The organism is Planctomycetota bacterium (genome assembly GCA_018242585.1).
GTDB lineage: Bacteria > Planctomycetota > Planctomycetia > Pirellulales > PNKZ01 > JAFEBQ01.
This window is the reverse complement of the sequence record JAFEBQ010000005.1, coordinates 1-17367: the sequence shown is the minus strand read 5'-3', so window position 1 is coordinate 17367 and position 17367 is coordinate 1. Positions and strand designations below refer to the sequence as shown.

Here is a 17367-nt window from a genome sequence, read left to right as displayed (position 1 = left end):
CCCCGGGGAGAAGGTGGTGAGCGCAGCGAACCGGATGAGGGTCGCGCATCAATCTGGCACCGCACTGCTGGAACGGGGACCCTCATCCGGCCTTCGGCCACCTTCTCCCGGAGGGAGAAGGGTTCGCGCGCTGTCGGTGATGAAAGAAACCTTCATGACTTTTTTTCTTTGCTGCGCGCTTGTGCCAAGTTGGCCTGCTCTTGGTCGTAATCGAGCCCGCTGAGTTGACTCCAGGTTTGCGGCGACAACAGACCCGCCTCGTATTGCAGCTTGTATAACTGGGCCTCCTGCAGGCGATCGCGCATGGCCAGCGACGGCGGGACCGCTTGAATCTCGACCAGTGCCGCCACGTCGGCCGGTAAGCGACCGACCCGGGCCGCGTGACGCACGACCCGCCACAACACGTCCAAGTCGTCTTCGATCAACTGCGCCTGCAACCGCTCGAACATCCGAATGGCCGGACTCTCGGCCACCATCGTCGAGGCGTAGTTGGCGTTCGAGGCGTCGCTGGTGAGCATGAACTCGGGCATCACCAACCGCGCAGCAATCGCCCGCAACTCGGCTTGCAGCACCGTGACAAAGCTGCCGGCGTCGAGCCCCGCGGTCGGGAACTCGTAGTCGACGTCGGCATGGGCGTCGAGAATGGTCCCCGGCGCGTAACGCTTCAGGTAAGCCGCGCGTCCCGCCGGCCCGGCCTGCGTGGCGTCGGCCTGCCCGGCGACAAATTGCTGGAGCGCCCCGCGCGTGGCGTTGCGATGCCGGCGAATCAAGGCGATGGCCGATTGAATCTCGGCTACGGTCGTCATGTTACGCAACAGCTTTTCGGCCCGGCGCAGGTTCTTGGCCACTGGGAACAACAAGGGCAAGCCGCGCTTGACGTTGATATCGACGTTGGCCTTGCGGTGTTGTACTTCGTCGACGGCGATCAACTGGCCGTCGATCCAATAGCCGACGACCGATTCAACATCGTCCGTCTCGGTTTGAATGCCCAGGCTGTCGGCCGGGCTCGCGGGCACGTCGGGGGGCGTGCTCACCTGGCTGGGCTCGACGAACCGCAGCCGCGTCGTTCCGTCCGGCGCGAAGAAGAATCGCAGAAACGCTTCGCCGTCCCGGTCGGCGCGAAGGACAAGCTCTTGCTGTCGGCGGTGCCAACGATTGTCGCGGACAAAGTCGTCAAGCAACTGCTGCACGGCCGCGACCGCCTCGACCGCCGGCGCGCGTCCCTTGACCGGCGCGGCCCGGTAGTTGTGCCCCGCGCCGACCAGGTAGTTGACCCGATTCTCCAAGGCGTTAAGCGCGAACTCATTCCCCACGGCCAGCCGACGCGCGTGCAGGCGAATCTGGCGCAGCTCGACCTCGGTGGTGAACGGCGCGCCGCGCACGCCGAAGGCCTCTCCCGCGGCCCCCAAGGCCAGCCACTCGCCGCCGTCGTCATAAAACGGCTCGCGCGGGTCGACGAAGCTGCTCCACAAGTCATCACAAGCTTCGCGGAGCCGCTGCTGTAAACGATTCAGGGTGCCTACGTCGTCCGGTTGATGAGTGCTGTCGATCATTATTGTGCTCCTAAAGTGAAGATGTATTCTCGTGAGCGACTGACGAACAGAACCCTTCTCCCCTCGGGAGAAGGTGGCGGCGGTAGCCGACGGATGAGGGTTCCGTTTGCCCTGCTGTCCACGCCACAACAAGTGGACCGTGGACCCTCATCCGGCCTTCGGCCACCTTCTCCCGGAGGGAGAAGGGTTCTCGCGCGATTGGTGATGATGGAACCTTGCCTGGCATGTCACCCGCTCACTGGCAATCGCCGGCCCAGGCCGTCGTCGCGCGGGGCGTTCAACAGTTCGGCCGCCAGTCGAATGGCCATCTCGAGCGCGTCGGGCCCGTCGTCATGGTCGGCCAGCGGGAACTCCTGCAACTGCTCGACCAGCAACGCCGTCGAGGGACAGCCGGCCTTGAATCGCAACCGATGTCCCGCCAGATACGCTCCCAGTCGGCGAATCCGCGTCTGCTTGTTCGTCGTGTTGTTCAACAGCCAGGGGTTGATCGGCAGCATGCCGCGCCTGGCCGCCTCGTCGGCGAACAGAGGCGCGAGCAGTTCCTGAAAATGGTTGCTCTCGATCGCCAGTCCATCGGGGCGGAAGTGCGCAAACAGCTCGACGCCGTCAGCGACCATTTGCATGAGCGGCCGCCGGGCCAGGTTGGCCTGGACGTACAACACCCCCTGCGGGTCAACGGCCAGCAGCACATACGCCGAGTAATCACTCCGCGCGGCGTCGGTCCCTTTGCTGGGGTCGAGCGCCATCGTCCGCACCTGGGTCCGCGCGGGCCAGGCGTCGAACCACAACGGCTCGTCAAAGTATTCCGCCGGCCACTCGCACAGTTCCGGCGCCAGCGGCGAGCCTTGCTTCTCGCGCTCGAACGACGTCCGGCCGCTTTCCACGCGCATTTGCATCAGGGCGTACAAATCCTCCTGCTCGGGCCAGAGGACCACCGCGCCGCGCGTCAACTCCTCGAAGTGCGCGTCAAAGAACTCGCGCGCGTGCGCGGCCCGTTCCGCGTCGTCCAGGTCTGTATAAAGCTGCTCCCACGCGCTCCACAGCGTCATGTTCTCGGGCCAGCGTTCGATCGCCCGGAAGATCCGCGAGCGCCAGCCCGGCGTCCGATCCAGTTCGAGCATCAACGCTTCGCGATGAAGCACCGTCCCCAGATTCACGACGTTGGTCCGCCGATTGCCCGCCTTGAGCAACATGCCGTGGAACCAATCGCGCGACCGCTGGCGCTGCTGGGCCGAAACCATATGCCGGTCGTTCTGCAAGTCGTCGCAAATAATCAACGATGGCCGCGCGGCGCCACGCCGACGCCCGCGTATCCGCTGTCCGGTCCCAAACGCTTCGATCGTCACGCCGTTCTTGAGCACGATCGACGGCCCGCGCCAGCGCAAGCCCCGACCGACCGCCCCGGGGTAATCGCGCGCCAGCCGCGGATTGTCGAGCAGTTCGTTCCGCAGGTTCGCCAGATGCGCAAGCGCCTGCGGCTTGGTATCGGAAATGATCCACACGTAAGGCTCGGTCCCGTCGACCGCCAACCGCAGCGGCCAGGCCAGCGTGCCGAGCGTGCTCTTGGCGCTGCCGCGCGGGCCGATCACGTTCAGCTTCGTGCCGCGCTCGCGCTCCATCGCGGCGAACTCGGCTTCGAGCCAGCGGTGCATGGCCGACGGCGGCGACGCGAAATGCTCGGGCAGGTATTTCCTCCCCCAGGCCAGCAACGGCAACCGCTCGCCGGCCGTCGTGGCGCGCTGGCGCAGGGCGCTTTGCAACCGGCCGAACAATTGCCGGCGCAAACGGCGCTGCGACAGACGTGTGGTAACCGGACGTGCGCTCATGACGCGGGCTTCCGTTTGTTGGTGGTCGTGCGTCGACGCGCCGCGGGCTTGCGCCTTCGCAAGACAAAGTTCACCAGCCGGCGCAGCTTGGCGCGGATGCGGCGACGATCGTTCAGGTCGCTGACTTCGCTGGCGATCAACTCGGCCATCTGCTCGAGCACCGGCCCGACTTGCTCCATCGTCACGGTGTCGACCGGCCGCGAGCGGTAGCGCTGCGGATAGCAGCGTTCGAGCATCCAGGCCGCCGCCCGCCAGTATTGCGCCTTTTTCGAAGCCGATTGCAGGTTTTGGAGCTGTGCGATTTCGTTGTGCGACTCGGCCTTGAGCAATTGTCCGCGGAACTTCTTGTCGCGCAAGGCCGCGCGCCGAATCGTCACCACGCTGCAACCAACGTAGCGGGCCGCCACGGTGCGCGTGGCGCCGACGCTCACGATCGCGCAGATCTCGCGGCGCTTGACTTCATCCAAGATGGTGCGCGGCTTGGCGGTCATAGGGCGTGCTCACCTGCGGCGGGTTGTTGTCCCAAGTATTCGAACGACACCACGGCGCGGCCAGCCGAAGCGCGGTAGTGCTTCAAAAACGTCGGGCTCCGCCGGCCGGTCTTCACCACGCGCACCGCGCGCCACAACGGCGACCGGCGACAGTGGGCCAAGAGCGCCGGGTGGCTGGCCGTGATGTTCACACGGTTACCATCGCGCCGATACTGTTCGGCAATCCCCTCGGCCACGCGCAGGCCGATGCCAATCCCCTGAAAGTCGGGAAGCGTGACAACGCGCGAAATCCGCCAGTGCCCGCGCCGGCCGAGCGCCGGCAACAGGGCGCAGAAGCAAACCGGCGCGTCGCGCCAGGTGGCCAGGTAGCAACGCGCGGTCGGCGCGAGCTGGCCGCTCAGATAGTGATGACGAGCGAACAGCCGCCACGTGTCCCGGTGCGTGCGGCCGATGCGCAGCTCGATCGCCGGCCGCCGAAGACGCCTCCGCTCGGCGCGCCGCGCGGCCATATCAACCACCCAGTCAGGTTCCAGCCACTCGGCCACGTCGTAGTGGCAAGTGATCGCCACGAAGCGACAGCGGGCCCGCCTCTGCCGAATCGCCTTGGCGACCGCGGCCGAACCGATTTGCGCGACGATCCGATCGACGACGCTGGTGAACTCGTCAAAGGCCACGATCGGCGTCGCGCCGGCCGGCGCTGCATCGCGTCCGACGAGCGCCAACGCCCGAGCCAGATCGCAGCGGAACTTTTCGCCGCCGCTGAGCACGCGGTACGGCTTGATCCACGACGGGGGCGAGCTGAAACCAACCGCGGTCAGCAACCCGGTGATCTCCTTGATCGGCCGGTCGCCAAAACCATCGACCACGGCCGCATCATCGGGCCAGGGGGCCGGTTCCGCGAGGTGCGCGCCGATCCACTGGCGGGCGAGCGTGCTTTTGCCACTGCCGCTCGGCCCGACGATCAAGCCGATCCGCCAATCATCGGCCGCCAGGTCGGGCACCTCGACGTCAAACCTCTCCGAAAGCTTTCGCGCGAGCGGCACGTCGAACATCCCGGCCAATTGCTGGACCCGGAACGAGTCATACAGGGGACAGTCGAGTTGGATGGTCAGTTGTGGCATAGGAAGTTGCTAGTTGCTGGTTGCTAGTTTTCTGGTACGAGCCGAAGGCCGGTGATTGCCTTTACTAGCAACTCGCAACCAGCAACTAGCAACTATTTCAAAGCATCAACAGCCGGCATTGGTAGCCCTCGGCTTGCAGACGCTCGAAGAGCGACTTCTGGTCGGCTTCGTCGCGGCACTCGGCCACCACCTGAAACAGCGCATCGATGTTCACGTCGGGCGGCGCGCTTTGTTCCGTCGGAGCGGCGGTGTCGGAGTCTTTCAGCAGCGAGTCGAGCAACTGCCGCACGGCGTCGTGCTCGGTCTCGACGCGGGACAGCAGTTCGGTCAGCAACGCTTCGTCCGCGCCAGCCTGGGCGGCCAGCGGGTCGAGCGTGGCCAGCAGCTTGTCCGCCTCGGCATCGCTGACATCGACGACCAGCACCGGCACGTCCATGTCGGGCGTGGTCTCGGCCCGCAGGTGGCCGTCGATCAGTTCCAGCTCGCCATCATTCAGGCGCCGCGCGACCAGCGCCTCGGCATAACCGACCTCGGCCAGCAAGCCGCGCAGGGCATCTTGTTGGGCCGGTGGATGCGTCCGCCAGTTGCGCGGATTGGGGCGCAACGAGCGCGCCGGCACGCGGATGAACTCCACGATCCGATCACGGACTTGCATGAGCATGTTCTCCTTTTGCGATGAATATTGATGCCCATCACCCAGGCGTGCGCGACAAACACCCCTCCCTTTCAGGGAGGGGCAGGGGGGAGGGTGAAAGCGTCACTGGCCAAAAAGCTCTGCGCTCAGCGGATGTCGCCTGGCGCAGAGCGTCCTGGCAGTGAACGCCTCGACCCTCACCCGCTCGCTCCGCTCGCGACCTCTCCCTAGGAGGGAGAGGTGTAAGACCAGGCCGCCTAAAACATCCCCAAGCCGCCAATCCGCGTCACCGAGCGTTGCCGCGTGACTTGTCGTGGCTGCACGACCCGGGCGCGGACCACTTGCTGCTGGACCACCACGGGGGATTGGACCACGACCGACGGCTGGATCGTCGTGACCAGCGGCGCGACGAGGACGCTTTGCGTCGTCAACGCGCCACCGACGGCGACCGGGCAACCGTTCGACAAAGCAACCGCACTCGACACCGCGACCGGCGGGCACGCCTTGGCGCCAGCCACACCCAACAATCCACCCGACAACGCCAACAGTCCGACCAAAAAACATTTCATGGTTCACTTTCCTTTCACCGGTTGAGACAACTCTTGCAACAATCGACCCACTTCTTCGGCCGTCAGCTTCGCGCCGCTGGCGGCTGGCGGCATTCGCTGCGAGGCGTCGTCGGCCAACACGCGGGCAATGCAGCTCAAACGCTGGGTTTCGCCGAGCGCCGCCAGGCTCGTCAAATCGAGACCCGCCTTGGGCGTGGCGCCGCTGTGGCACGAGCCGCAATGTTTCGCGATCAGGCTCGGCGGCGCGGCCAGCGCGCTGTTGACGCCGGCCGCTTGCAGATTGCGGACCACCTTGGCGGCGATCCGATCTTCAAGCCCTTCGAGCGGTGTCGCCGCCCCGACCTGGCCGCCGTATTGGACGTAACTCTGCGGCGCGACCGGCACGGCATACTGAGGCACCGCCACGGGGACGGCGAATTGCGTCACGACGACACCGGCCGGCACGGCTGTCGCGCTAGCGACCACGACTGCGCGCCCGCCGGCTTGCAATGGCGCGGAACTCGCGATGCAGCACGCCGCAACCACCAACGACATCATCAACCGCTTTGCCATGCGTTTACTCCTTCGCCGTGTCATTTGGACTTGCGTGTGCCGCCACGCGCAGCGCCGCGTCGCCAAAGGCCGAAGCCCAGGCCGCGCGATTGATCGATTTGCCCAGCACGAGCGCCAGGGCCATTGGGTCTCGGCTTTCAGCCAGCGCCGCGGCCAGTTGCTGCTCGCTGACGCACAATTCCTCGGCGGCGCGCGATAGCGTGACCGGCACATCGACATAGCGCGTATAGACGGCGACCAGCGCGTCAATCGCTTCCTTGGGCGTCATGCCATCGGTCGCCAGCGCCACGGCCGCCGCGTAATCTTCCCGGTCACGCTGCATCGCTTGATGCAACCTCGCTGGGTCGTACAGCTCTTGCAGTCGCTGAGCGATCTGCGGCTCGTAGCTTTGCAAGCCGACTCGGGCCATCAGCTCGGCCTGATCGTCGGCGAACGGTTGCAAGCCCGACTGGCCGCCGAGCCGATCGTGACAGCGCAGACAACTGACCAGCGGGCGAATGATGCCATCGCCCGTAAAATCCTTGGCGACCCGATCGGGGACGGTCTCTTGCCGGCGGCCGGCCGCGTCGTACAGCGCGACGCGCCAGAGGCGATTCGCCCCCATCGCAAAGAACTCGGACGCCTGAAAGTTGAACCGCTGCGGCGCGAAGTCGATCGGGTTGCGCACCGGGTCGCGATCGGGTGACTCGCCGTCAACATCCTTGGTGTGCCAGACACCGCCAAACAAGCCCGGCCGCTGGATGATCCGGCGCGGCTTCTGGGTGACGCGCGAGCGGAGCAGGTTGGCGGCGCTGTCGGCCGACAGCCGCGTGGCCTCGTCGGGATCGACGCCGAACTGGCGGAAGAACTCCGCTTCGGTCGCGGGGATGCCCGCCCACTCGTAGTACGCCTCGGCGGCGACGGCGCTAATGAAGTAGTCGGCGCGCAAGACGGCGCCAAAGCTGCCGGTCATTTCGCGCAACTGGGCCGCTGGCTCCAAGCCGACCCAGCCCCCGTCGGTGGTCACCTCGCGCAACTTCCCCTTGGCCAGTACTTGGGTGCGAAGGTGAAAGTAGGGATCATCGCGGGCCAGGCGTTCCCAGGCCGCGAACAGCTCTTGATAACCCTGCGGCTGGCGAAAGTCGGTCCAGGCGGCCAGGTCGACGCGAATCAACCAGCCATCGGCGCCGACGCGCGGCGGAACCGTGATCGTCCGCGTGCGGCTGACCGAGTTCAACAAGAAGCTGACCGCCTGGTGCGTCGTTTGGCGTGCGGCAGCATCGGCTTCGAGCAGCAACAAATACCGCGTCTGACCGTGGCGCTCGGTGGGCTGCGTCGCCAGATCGGCCAAGGCCGCGGCCACCGCCTCGGCCGGCGTCAGGCAAGTGATGAGCAGCAGCGTGATCGTGGGGAGAAACATGTTGGGTAAGCGATTAGCGGTTAGCTATTAGCGATTAGACGGGGAGCAGCGGACTGGGCTTATGCGACGCTCGCGGTGTTTGTCGGTGGCGGCGAGGTTGCTTGGTCGGGGGTGAAGACCCACGCGCCGACGATCGGCTGCCCGGCAATCACCAGCGTTATCGGTTGACGCAACTCGGGTATCGACGGCGGACTTGTTGCTGGCGGCGCGATCGTGGCCGGAGGGGCGACTGGCGACGCGTCGTCGGCCACCAACTTGTTCGGGTCGATCAGGCCCCAGCCGTACGCTGGGTCGGGCTCTTGCGGCGCGGCGGGCGTGGCCGTGCGGCGGAGGTGCTCGCGCAGATCGGTGACATTGGCCAGCGGCGTGCTGCTTCCCAGAGCGCGATGCTTCGACAACATCAGCGCCACCACGCCGGCCACGAAAGGCGTGGCCATCGACGTGCCCGACAGTCGGGCGTAGCCCGAGTTCAAAAACGTGCTCAAGATGTTCACGCCCGGCGCGGCAATGTCGATCTCGGGACCGCGACTGGAAAACTCGGCGACGTGCCCCTGGCTGTCGACGGCCGCGACGGCCACGGTTTCTTTCCAGCGGCCGGGATAATTGATCGTGTCGGCGTCGGCTTGCGCGCCGTCGTTGCCGGCGGCACAGACGACGAACTTGCCCGCGTCGCACGCGCGACGAATCGCGGCATAGATCGCCGGGCTGGGCTGCGGACTCCCCAGGCTCATCGAAACAATGTCGGCCCCTTGCGCCACGGCCCAGTCGATGCCGGCGGCGACGCTCTGATCGCTGCCGCTGCCGTCATCGCCCAGGACCTTGCCGACCAGCAGCCGGCATTCGGGCGCCACGCCGACCACGCCGCGCCCGTTGCGCCGCGCGGCAATTGTGCCGGCGGTGTGGGTGCCGTGGCCTTGGCGATCGTTTGCGCCGACCGGGCTGCCCGTGAAGTCGGCCGTGGCGTCGATGGCCGCGGCCAGGTCGGGATGCGTCGCGTCGATGCCGGTGTCGAGGACCGCCACGCGGACGTTCTGACCCATCGTGGTCTTCCACTGGTCGGGCACGTGATACGCCGCCAGCGACCAGTCGACCACTTCGGTCAATTGCTCGGCGCGTAGGGTCGCTTCGCAGCGCCACGGGGGCAAGCGGTAGATCGGTGCAGTGTTCATTGTTGGCCTCGAATCAGGTTCCACAGACTGACCAGTTGCACGACAATCGGCAGCCAATCGGCCAGACTCGCGGCGCTGACCGTGACCGCCGCGCCGTGGACGTCCGTGGCGTGGATGCCGCCGTCGGCTTGCTCGGTGCTCGCGCCGCCGGTCAGGTACTGGACCAGGGCCAGCACGATGTTGAACACGCCAGGGTCGTTCAGCGCCTGGGTGATCCGCGCGACCCAGGCGGCATCGACGCCCGCCGCTTGGGCCAACTGGGCCAGCAAGCCCAACGCGTCGCGCAAGCCGGCGGCGGTGTTGAGCGGGCCGCTCAGGTTGCGCACCTGGGCCAGTAGCGAAACAATCTGTCGCAACGTGCCGAGCCCGGCGGCCGACAATTGCCAAGAAGGGGTGACGGTCATGGCGAAGCGCTCCGATTGAAACGTGGGTGGTGATGTGGGGCGATCAAGTCTGTTGTGCCGCGCGGTCCAGGCCGCTGATCCGCGCGGATAGCTCGTGCAAGGCGGCAACGACGGCCAGCGTGTCGTGGTGTCGCTGCTGACGTTCGGCCGAAAGTTCGACATACAGGGCCTCGCGCTCGTCGCGGCATTCAGCCCGCAGGGCGCTCGTCTCTTCGCGAAAGGCGCGGATGATGCCGGGGATGGTCTTGGCAACCGTGTGCCAGGCGTACCAACCCAGGATGGCCGTCGCCGTGAGGTTGCCGAAGTCGAGGATCGGCAGTCCGGGACCAAGGGCTTCCATCGCGCGCTCCCTGGGCGAGTGCGAGGCGCGGCCAATAAAAAAGCCCGCGGCGAGACGCAGGTGGTCTCGACGCGGGCTCTTGGGATACCTGAGAAGTTCAGGCTCGGCCGATGCCTCGATCAAGTTGACGGGGGCATCTTAGGAACTGGCGCGGCGACGCTCAACCACAGAAGTAGGCCACTCGCAGATAGACCGTAGGTCAGGCCTTGGCCTGACGTCATTGTGTTCTCCAGCCGAAGCAAAACGTCATTCATCAATGACGCACAACAATGTCAGGCCAAGGCCTGACCTACTGAAGAGGCCGCTTACAAGCTGCGCAGGAACCGCAGCAGGTCTTCCAACTCACCAGAGGTGAGCGGATCGTCGAGCTGGTGGCCGTATTCGGTGAATGCGTCGCGGAGCGTGGCGGCGCGGCGATCGTGGAAGTAGCCGGCCGAGTGGCCGATGCCGCGCAGCGACGGCGGATTGAACTTCGCTTGTCCGCGCTCGTCGGCCAGTCCCACGTCGTACGCCGCTGGCGAGGTGTACGTCAGTGGCGGCACGTGACAGGCGGCGCAGCCCCGCGCGTCGAACACGGCGCGTCCGCGGGCGATCTGCGCCCGGTCGGTGTCGTCGCGCGGCGGCTCGAGCGGTGGCGGCCGGCGGAGCGTGTGCAAAAACGCCACCACGTCATCAACCTGCTCGACCGTGACGTGCGGGGCGTGCATCGTGGTGTCGAACGACTTGCGGACCTGGTCGCGCAGCTCGCGGAGGCTGCCGCTCCAATTCCACGGATCGGTGATCGAGGTGCCCAGCAGTGTCGGCGTCCGCTTGGGCGTGCCGAATGTTTCGTCGCCGAGCGTGTCGGCCAGCAGGCCGCCCGTGTGCCCTTCGGTGTGGCAACTGTGGCAACTCATCCACCGGTCGGGCGAAAGGCGAGCGTCGTAAAACAACCGCTCACCGCGATCGCGCGGATACTCGGACCCACGCGGTCCGAGCGACCATTCGGCCAGAAGCTTCTCGCCCCGCCAGTCTACGGCGCCCAACGAGTCGTCGAGCCGATTGACGACGAACAAGCGGCCCCCTTTGTCGGCCACCAAGAGCGCACCGGGTCGCGCGCCGACGTTGATCCGCATCGACACCTCGTGCAGGTCGATCACCGTGGCCACCTGGTTGGTGCCGGCCAGCGAAATCGCCAAGCGCCGCTCGTCGAGGACCGCCACTTCGGCCGGGTCGCCGGCCCCATCGTCGGGCATGCCCAGTCGCAGTTCGAAGGTGCGCAACGAGCCGCGCGCTTTCACGTCGAGCAAGTCATCGAGCGCGACGACGCTGAGAAAGTTGTCCATCAGCGTGCCGGTCGCCAGGTTGTCGGGCAGAATCGGCGCGTGCTGGTCAAGCCGTTGATGGGTCACCAGTACGTTGCGGCCCGCGTGATCGAACGCCAGGCCGGCCAGGTTGTGACCGCGGATTTGCCGCACCGCATGCAGCTTTCCGCGCTCAGCCTCGATCACCGCCAGGTTCGGCCCAAAGGCGTCGGCCACGACCAACCAGCGGCCATCGGGGGACCAGGTCAGGCAGCGCGGCGCGAACGGGAGTGTGATGTCGCGCTTGTTGCACACGAGACTGGCACCGTCCACCGAATCGCGCTCGAAGTGATAGAACTCGATTCGGCGCGACCAGAGAGTAGCGACCGCCAGGCAATGCTGCCTGGCGTGCCAAGCCAGGCGGGCCGGGTTTTCAACGATAGCTTCAGTGCGGCGCTCGATGCCGTCGGCCGTCACGCGCAATAGATACAGCCGACCGGCGTCCTGGTCGGCCACGACAACATGCTCGTCGTCGATCGCCACCAGACTCGACAGCGACTCGGCCACCGTTGTTTCGCGCTGGACCTGGCCGGTCGCGGCATCGAGCAAGCTCAGGCTCCCCGACCGCGCGTTGGCCACGGCAATGGTCCGCTGGCCATGCAAGAACGCCGCCGCCACGGGCCGGCGCAAGTGAGCATCGCCCGCCAGGTTTTCCCCCGCCGGCTCAGCGGCCCGCGCAGAGGTCGCCACCGCCGCCGTGAAAAACAGCAACAGGGCAGCGATTCGAAATGGAAAGCAAGCGGCCACGGTCGATCAACGCTCCGCACGGTGTCATAACGATTCTACACCGGGCGAACAACGCTCGCGACGCGTCCCTTACCCTTCGTGCCAGCCGTGGGCTTCGCGGACTGCCACCATCGTGGCTAATACGTCGCGCCAGGTTTGCGGCTTGGTCATCACTTCGTTGGGGAACATACAGCCGTCCCAACAGATGTGCCGGTACTTGCGCAGCGGCTGGCCGTAGCCGTCGCGCATCCAGAAGCCGGCGTGATGGGCGATCTTGAGTTTGCCGTTCGGATCGTTCGGCAAGCAGTGGCGGCCGGTCTTGTCGTGGCTGCCCGAGCCTTTGACCGTGGCGTCGTTCTGAGCCACGTGGAAGTCGATGGTCCAAGGACGCAGCGCCGCGGTCAACGTCACGAGCGCCTTGTCCAACGTGCCCGGGTCAGACCAATTCCAATTCTCGGGCAGGATCCGATCGTCGGGCGCGTTGTAGCCCAAGGTGTAGAGCAACGTGTGGGCCATGTCGGCCTGGAAGCCGAACACGTCGGGGCGGTTCACCTGCTCGAGCAGTTGCACCATGCGGCGCCAACTGTGCATGCCACCCCAGCAAATCTCTCCTTCGGCTGCCAGCCGTTCGCCGTGATCGGCGGCGATCACGGCCGCTTCGCGGAAAGTGGCCGAGATGCGGCGCTGGTGTTCTTCGGGATCGCTGAACCAATCGCCGACCGACGCGGCCGAGTCAAGTCGCACCACGCCGTAGGGTCGAATGCCGATTTCGCGCAGACGCTTGGCAATGCGGCAACCCTTGCGGACTTGGGTGAGGAAGTTCTTGCGATCCTCGGGCGTCCCCATGGCCGAGCCGCCGCCAGTCGGCGGCCAGACCGGCGCGACGACGCTGCCGGCCACGAGGCCACGTTTGGCAACCCGCTCGGCGAGCCGTTTGAGATCGTCGTCCGAGCTGTCGATGTCGACGTGGGGAGCAAACAGGAAGATGTCAACGCCGTCGAACTTCTGGCCGTTGACTTCGGCCGCGGCGGTCATGTCGAGCATGGTATCGAGTTCGATGAACGGCTCGCCATCGGGCGATCCCTTGCCGACGACCCCAGGCCAGGCGGCGTTATGCAACTTGGGGAAATTGTTGGCGGGCATTTATGGTGTGTTCCAATTGAAAGAGGATTGATTGAGCTAGGTTCTACCAAGCCGGCGGCTCTGCCGCCGATCGGTGTCATTCGGCGGCAGAGCCGCCGGCTTGGTATCGTTGCACGCTGGCGCGTCGATTAGTACCCGAACGATGGCTCCCTCGGTCTCGTGCGCCTTCACATAGTTGAACGCCGCCTGCACGGCCGCGTCATCCGCCAGCGATTTCATATTGCATCCCGACGACCAGAACCGCTTTGCTGTGCGCTCACGCCCGCCGAGTGCTCGAGTCGCGACCGACTTTAGCCGTGCAACCGTCGGCCGAATTGACAAGTCACCAAAGTCAGCAATCAAATGAACATGCGCCTCGTTGATCGAAACGATAATTGCCTCGAGCAACAACGCTGATATGTCTTCTACGACAGCGTCAATCGCAACCTGCTGCTGATCGGCGGTTAAGCGAGTGGTCGACAGTGACCTACTTTTATCCGCCAAATAGCGCGTTCGATACTCCGCCGGATCAAAAGGACGGTCACCCCCTTCGGCGTATCGAGGCGGTGGCGGAATGAATTCACGACCACGCCAAGTGCGGAACCCACGTGGGTCGCCGGGTAGCCATGAACCATATGTAGTCCAAGTTACGAGCCAGTACATGGCTGAGTATCCGCGAGACTTTCAAGATTCATGCCAAAGATATGCAGCTTACTTGCGCGCATCACCTAGCTTGGGCAGGTTCTTGTGCATGGCCGGGCCGAAGTAGCGCAATCCCACCAGCGGTTCGGTCCCGGTGTTCTCGATCTCGACTCCGGCCGTCGCGGCTTCGGCCGTGATGAACACTTCGTCCTCGGTCTCCTGGCCAAAGCGAATCATCACCGGCGTCTGGAGCGCCAGGTTCCCCATCCGGCCCTTGCCCTGGACGGTGATCCAGCCGCTGGCGCCCGGGTCCTTGATCGTACACTTGGCGCCCGGTTCGACGGTCAGTTCTTTCGAGCTGAACAACTGCTCGCCGTCGACCGTGCCATAGACGATCCAGCGATCGGTGTAGCCCTGGCCGCTTTGCGCGGCATCGACAATCGGCTCCAGGTAGTTGTGTTCCTTGAAGTGGGTGTCGACGTTCTTCTCCCAGTCGAGCTGCCCGACGATGAAGTCCAAGTCCTGGTGCTTCTCCGGCGGCATGTCCTTGACCAAAAGCGACCAGGGGACATAGCGTCCTTCGACAATTGACTGGTACATGCCGAACACGTCGGAACCCCATTGCGGCTCATAGGTACACAGCGAACCGGGGGCGTGCAGCACGCCGGGGGGAATCAGCCAGCCGGTGCCGCGCTTCAGGCGATAGGCTCGCGACAGATCGAGAATGCCGTTGTCACCCTTGTTCCAGTTCTCCAGGCACTTGCGCACGTCGGCCTTGGTGGTGCCGGGCTCGAGTCCCATGAACGTGTAGGCGAAGTTGTTGTCGACGTTGTTCAATTGGGGCGGGAAGTAATAACTCTCGGGCTTTCCTTCCTGGCCGACCAGCTTGGCGTCGGCGAATCGCTGGTGCATGTGATGAGGGATCGGCCCCATGTTGTCGAAGAACTTCGAGTAGACCGGCCAGCGTTTGTACTTGTCGAACATCGGCTTGCCGATCAGCCGCGCGCCGGATTCGGCCACGGCGTCGCGCAACTGGAACCGCTGACCCTCGAACGAGACGTAGCTTTGTCCTTCGTCGGGCACGCGCCCTTCGTTGGCGGCGTCGGTCGTGCTGGCGAACCAGCGCTCGTCGATGCCGCCACGGTTCGCGCCGTACGCGTAGTAATCGTCCGGGTGGAGCTTAATGCGGTGGCCCGGGTGCAAGAAGCTGCGCGGCACCCAGGTCGGCGTCAGCCGCAACAGCCCGCGATGGGCGTCCAAGGCGCGATCCAGGACTTTGGCGACGTTATCTCGTTTCAGGACGTTGCTGGTAACCATAGGGCCGACACTCGTACGGGAAAGGGAGTGAACATTACATGCGAAAAGACCGGGCCGTAATCTTTGCGCTGAAGGAAAGACCCCACAAAAACCGGCCGAACTGTTGTTGTATGCGGTGACCGGTTGGCAAGCAAGCCGGAGGGTTTTTGTTTGGAGCTTCGGCGGCGAATTGCTAACCTGAAGGGTGTGCGGTGTGGCGCAGCGGCAAGGCAATCGCCGCGCGCCGCCCAGCGACTTTCTTGGTCGCGATCTTTTCTTTGCGACAGCAACTCGGCGATTGCCATGAGGGCAGACGCGATGCATGTTCATCGGTGCTGGCTGGTGTCGAGTTGCTGGCTCGTTTCCTGGCTGGCAACTGTGGTCGCGGTGAATGTTGCCGGCCCGGCCAACCTGGCCACTGCTGCCGAGCCGGGCAAGTCGTCGAAGTCAGCGTCGGGCGGATTGCCAGCGCCGGCGGACGTGGTGTCGTCGCGCGCCGCGCCAACGGCCGACCCCGCCGCCAGGTATGAACATGCCTTGCCGGGGCAGAGCGTGCTGGTCAGAGTCCCCGACGACGCGCCGGCCGGCGCGAGCGCGGGCTCTGACGGGCTGACCGTCGGCCGAGTCCACGTGACGGCCAGCGACGGCTACTACGTGATCGTCCCCTCGGGACAGATGTTCCCCTACACCTTCAAGGAAGCGACGCCGACCGACCGGACATTCGCGCCGGCCTCGAAGGATCAACTGGCCCGCTCGCTGACCAACATGGGGCCGCTGCAAGGGTTCAAGACCAAGCAGACGAAGCGCTTCTTGTACGTCTACAACAGCAGCGACACGTTCTACGCCGGCACGAGTCGCATTCTCGAGACGATGTATCCAGGGCTGCTGGCTTATTGCAAGACGCTGAAGCTCAATTGCCACGAGGCGGACTTGCCGCTGGTGGTGATCATGTTCCGGCATCAGGAAGATTTTGATCGCTTCCGCAAAATGCCCGACGGCGTGGTGGCCTATTACGACGGGCTGACCAACTACGTTGTGATGTACGAGATGTCCAAGCTGTCGGAGATGCTCCCTGACATCGCTCTGAAGCAAGCCGTCTCGACCGTCGCCCATGAAGGGGTGCATCAGATTCTGCAGAACATCGGTGTGCAGCAGCGCTTGTCGCGCTGGCCGATGTGGATCAGCGAGGGATTGGCCGAGTTCTCGGCACCGACCGATATTCCGGCCAAGGTCAACGACATCAAATGGAAGGGGATCGGCAAGGTTAACGACCTGCGGATGTCCGAGCTGAAGCGCTACGCGCTGGCGCGCGGCGGGTTTGACAGCGCCACGATTCGTGACACCGCGACGGCGCCGCAATTGACGTCGACCGGCTATGCCAGCGCCTGGGCCTTGACCCACTTTCTGGCCCAGAAGCGATCCGACGAGTTTCAAAGCTTTATGCAGGAAGTCAGCCAGCGTCCGCCGCTGAAGCGGTTTGACAAGGAAGAGGACGAAGAGCTGTTCAATCGTCACTTTGGCAAAGACTATGGCAGGATGAGCGACAACTTGTTCACGCATCTGACCAAATTGCCGTTCCGCGATCCCCTGGCCGAAGCCCGGGTGATCGTCGTGCCGTCCAAGTCGTCGACCAAGCGCGGCAAATGACGGCGCGCGTGATCTTGTCGCGCCATTCGACAAGAGCCAGGGACGTCAGTCTCCGGCTAACACTCGCAGGAACTCCTCGGCCGAGACAACGACGCCTTCGCGGGCCAGTTGAATCACCAGCGGCCGGTGGTCGCCGATAACCGTCAGCAACTGTTCCAGCGGCCCCATCGGCGCGTCCCCTTTTAGCTCGACGTGCATCAATTGCCCGGCCCGGTCGTAAAGCACGCCGTCCAATTGCCACGGTCGGCCGTGCGACTCGCCGCGCCAGACGAACGAACCGTCGGGCTCGATGAACATCCGCTCGAATTGTTCCAGCGCGACGAAAGCCCCCTCGAACGACGCCGGCAGCGGGTCGGCCAGGGCCGCGGGATCGATCGATAGCGCCCGCCAATCGCGTCCGCCGGCCGGCACGACGCGCGCGGCGACAGGCCCGGCCGGGCGTGAGTGAATCACCAGATGATAGGGGAGGGTGCTCATTTGGTAGTATCTACCTCGCGCGGGCCAGCACACGAACCCTTCTCCCCCGGGGAGAA

Annotated in this window: 17 protein-coding genes; 1 reads left to right on the top strand and 16 read right to left on the bottom strand. The window is 65.0% G+C overall.

Translation table 11 applies throughout. The annotated features are described in order from the left end of the window. Positions 1–152: 152 nt before the first annotated feature. The 15 genes from JSS27_02500 to JSS27_02430 form a co-directional block, all read right to left on the bottom strand. On the bottom strand, positions 153–1553 hold the full coding sequence (locus JSS27_02500; GenBank protein ID MBS0207800.1) for a phage portal protein: 1401 nt from the start codon (positions 1551–1553) through the stop codon (positions 153–155). 227 nt (positions 1554–1780) lie between these two features. Further along, a complete protein-coding gene (locus JSS27_02495; protein MBS0207799.1) occupies positions 1781–3379 on the bottom strand; it encodes a hypothetical protein in 1599 nt (532 codons plus the stop codon). Then, positions 3376–3870, bottom strand: a complete 495-nt coding sequence (locus JSS27_02490) for a hypothetical protein (GenBank protein ID MBS0207798.1) — start codon at positions 3868–3870, stop codon at positions 3376–3378. The genes JSS27_02495 and JSS27_02490 overlap by 4 nt, the downstream gene beginning before the upstream one ends. After that, on the bottom strand, positions 3867–4991 hold the full coding sequence (locus tag JSS27_02485) for an ABC transporter ATP-binding protein (GenBank protein MBS0207797.1): 1125 nt from the start codon (positions 4989–4991) through the stop codon (positions 3867–3869). Before JSS27_02485 ends, JSS27_02490 begins: the two co-directional genes overlap by 4 nt. Positions 4992–5088: 97 nt before the next feature. Continuing rightward, positions 5089–5646, bottom strand: coding sequence for a ParB N-terminal domain-containing protein (locus tag JSS27_02480; GenBank protein ID MBS0207796.1), 558 nt, complete (start codon positions 5644–5646; stop codon positions 5089–5091). A gap of 236 nt (positions 5647–5882) precedes the next feature. Continuing rightward, the gene (locus tag JSS27_02475) at positions 5883–6194 is read right to left on the bottom strand and encodes a hypothetical protein (protein ID MBS0207795.1); all 312 of its coding nucleotides are present in this window, start codon (positions 6192–6194) and stop codon (positions 5883–5885) included. Positions 6195–6197: 3 nt separating this feature from the next. Then, on the bottom strand, positions 6198–6746 hold the full coding sequence (locus JSS27_02470) for a hypothetical protein (protein MBS0207794.1): 549 nt from the start codon (positions 6744–6746) through the stop codon (positions 6198–6200). Between the two features lie 4 nt (positions 6747–6750). Next, complete coding sequence (locus JSS27_02465; GenBank protein MBS0207793.1) at positions 6751–8145, bottom strand: hypothetical protein; 1395 nt, start codon at positions 8143–8145, stop codon at positions 6751–6753. Positions 8146–8204: 59 nt separating this feature from the next. Beyond that, complete coding sequence (locus tag JSS27_02460; protein MBS0207792.1) at positions 8205–9314, bottom strand: S8 family peptidase; 1110 nt, start codon at positions 9312–9314, stop codon at positions 8205–8207. Continuing rightward, the gene (locus JSS27_02455; GenBank protein ID MBS0207791.1) at positions 9311–9718 is read right to left on the bottom strand and encodes a hypothetical protein; all 408 of its coding nucleotides are present in this window, start codon (positions 9716–9718) and stop codon (positions 9311–9313) included. Before JSS27_02455 ends, JSS27_02460 begins: the two co-directional genes overlap by 4 nt. Before the next feature lie 43 nt (positions 9719–9761). Further along, positions 9762–10058 (bottom strand): hypothetical protein, encoded by a 297-nt coding sequence (locus tag JSS27_02450; GenBank protein ID MBS0207790.1) that lies wholly within the window; start codon positions 10056–10058, stop codon positions 9762–9764. Between the two features lie 305 nt (positions 10059–10363). Next, on the bottom strand, positions 10364–12091 hold the full coding sequence (locus JSS27_02445; protein ID MBS0207789.1) for a c-type cytochrome: 1728 nt from the start codon (positions 12089–12091) through the stop codon (positions 10364–10366). 126 nt (positions 12092–12217) lie between these two features. Then, the gene (locus JSS27_02440) at positions 12218–13270 is read right to left on the bottom strand and encodes a TIM barrel protein (protein ID MBS0207788.1); all 1053 of its coding nucleotides are present in this window, start codon (positions 13268–13270) and stop codon (positions 12218–12220) included. Positions 13271–13306: 36 nt separating this feature from the next. Next, on the bottom strand, positions 13307–13912 hold the full coding sequence (locus JSS27_02435; protein ID MBS0207787.1) for a hypothetical protein: 606 nt from the start codon (positions 13910–13912) through the stop codon (positions 13307–13309). A gap of 48 nt (positions 13913–13960) precedes the next feature. After that, positions 13961–15208, bottom strand: a complete 1248-nt coding sequence (locus JSS27_02430; protein ID MBS0207786.1) for a hypothetical protein — start codon at positions 15206–15208, stop codon at positions 13961–13963. A gap of 297 nt (positions 15209–15505) precedes the next feature. Between JSS27_02430 and JSS27_02425 the strand changes: the two genes are divergently transcribed. Then, positions 15506–16834 carry a DUF1570 domain-containing protein gene (locus tag JSS27_02425; protein MBS0207785.1) on the top strand — a complete coding sequence of 443 codons (1329 nt, stop codon included), beginning with the start codon at positions 15506–15508 and terminating at the stop codon, positions 16832–16834. 45 nt (positions 16835–16879) lie between these two features. On the opposite strand, the gene JSS27_02420 is transcribed toward JSS27_02425, so the two are convergent. Further along, positions 16880–17311 (bottom strand): hypothetical protein, encoded by a 432-nt coding sequence (locus JSS27_02420; GenBank protein MBS0207784.1) that lies wholly within the window; start codon positions 17309–17311, stop codon positions 16880–16882. Positions 17312–17367 lie beyond the last annotated feature (56 nt).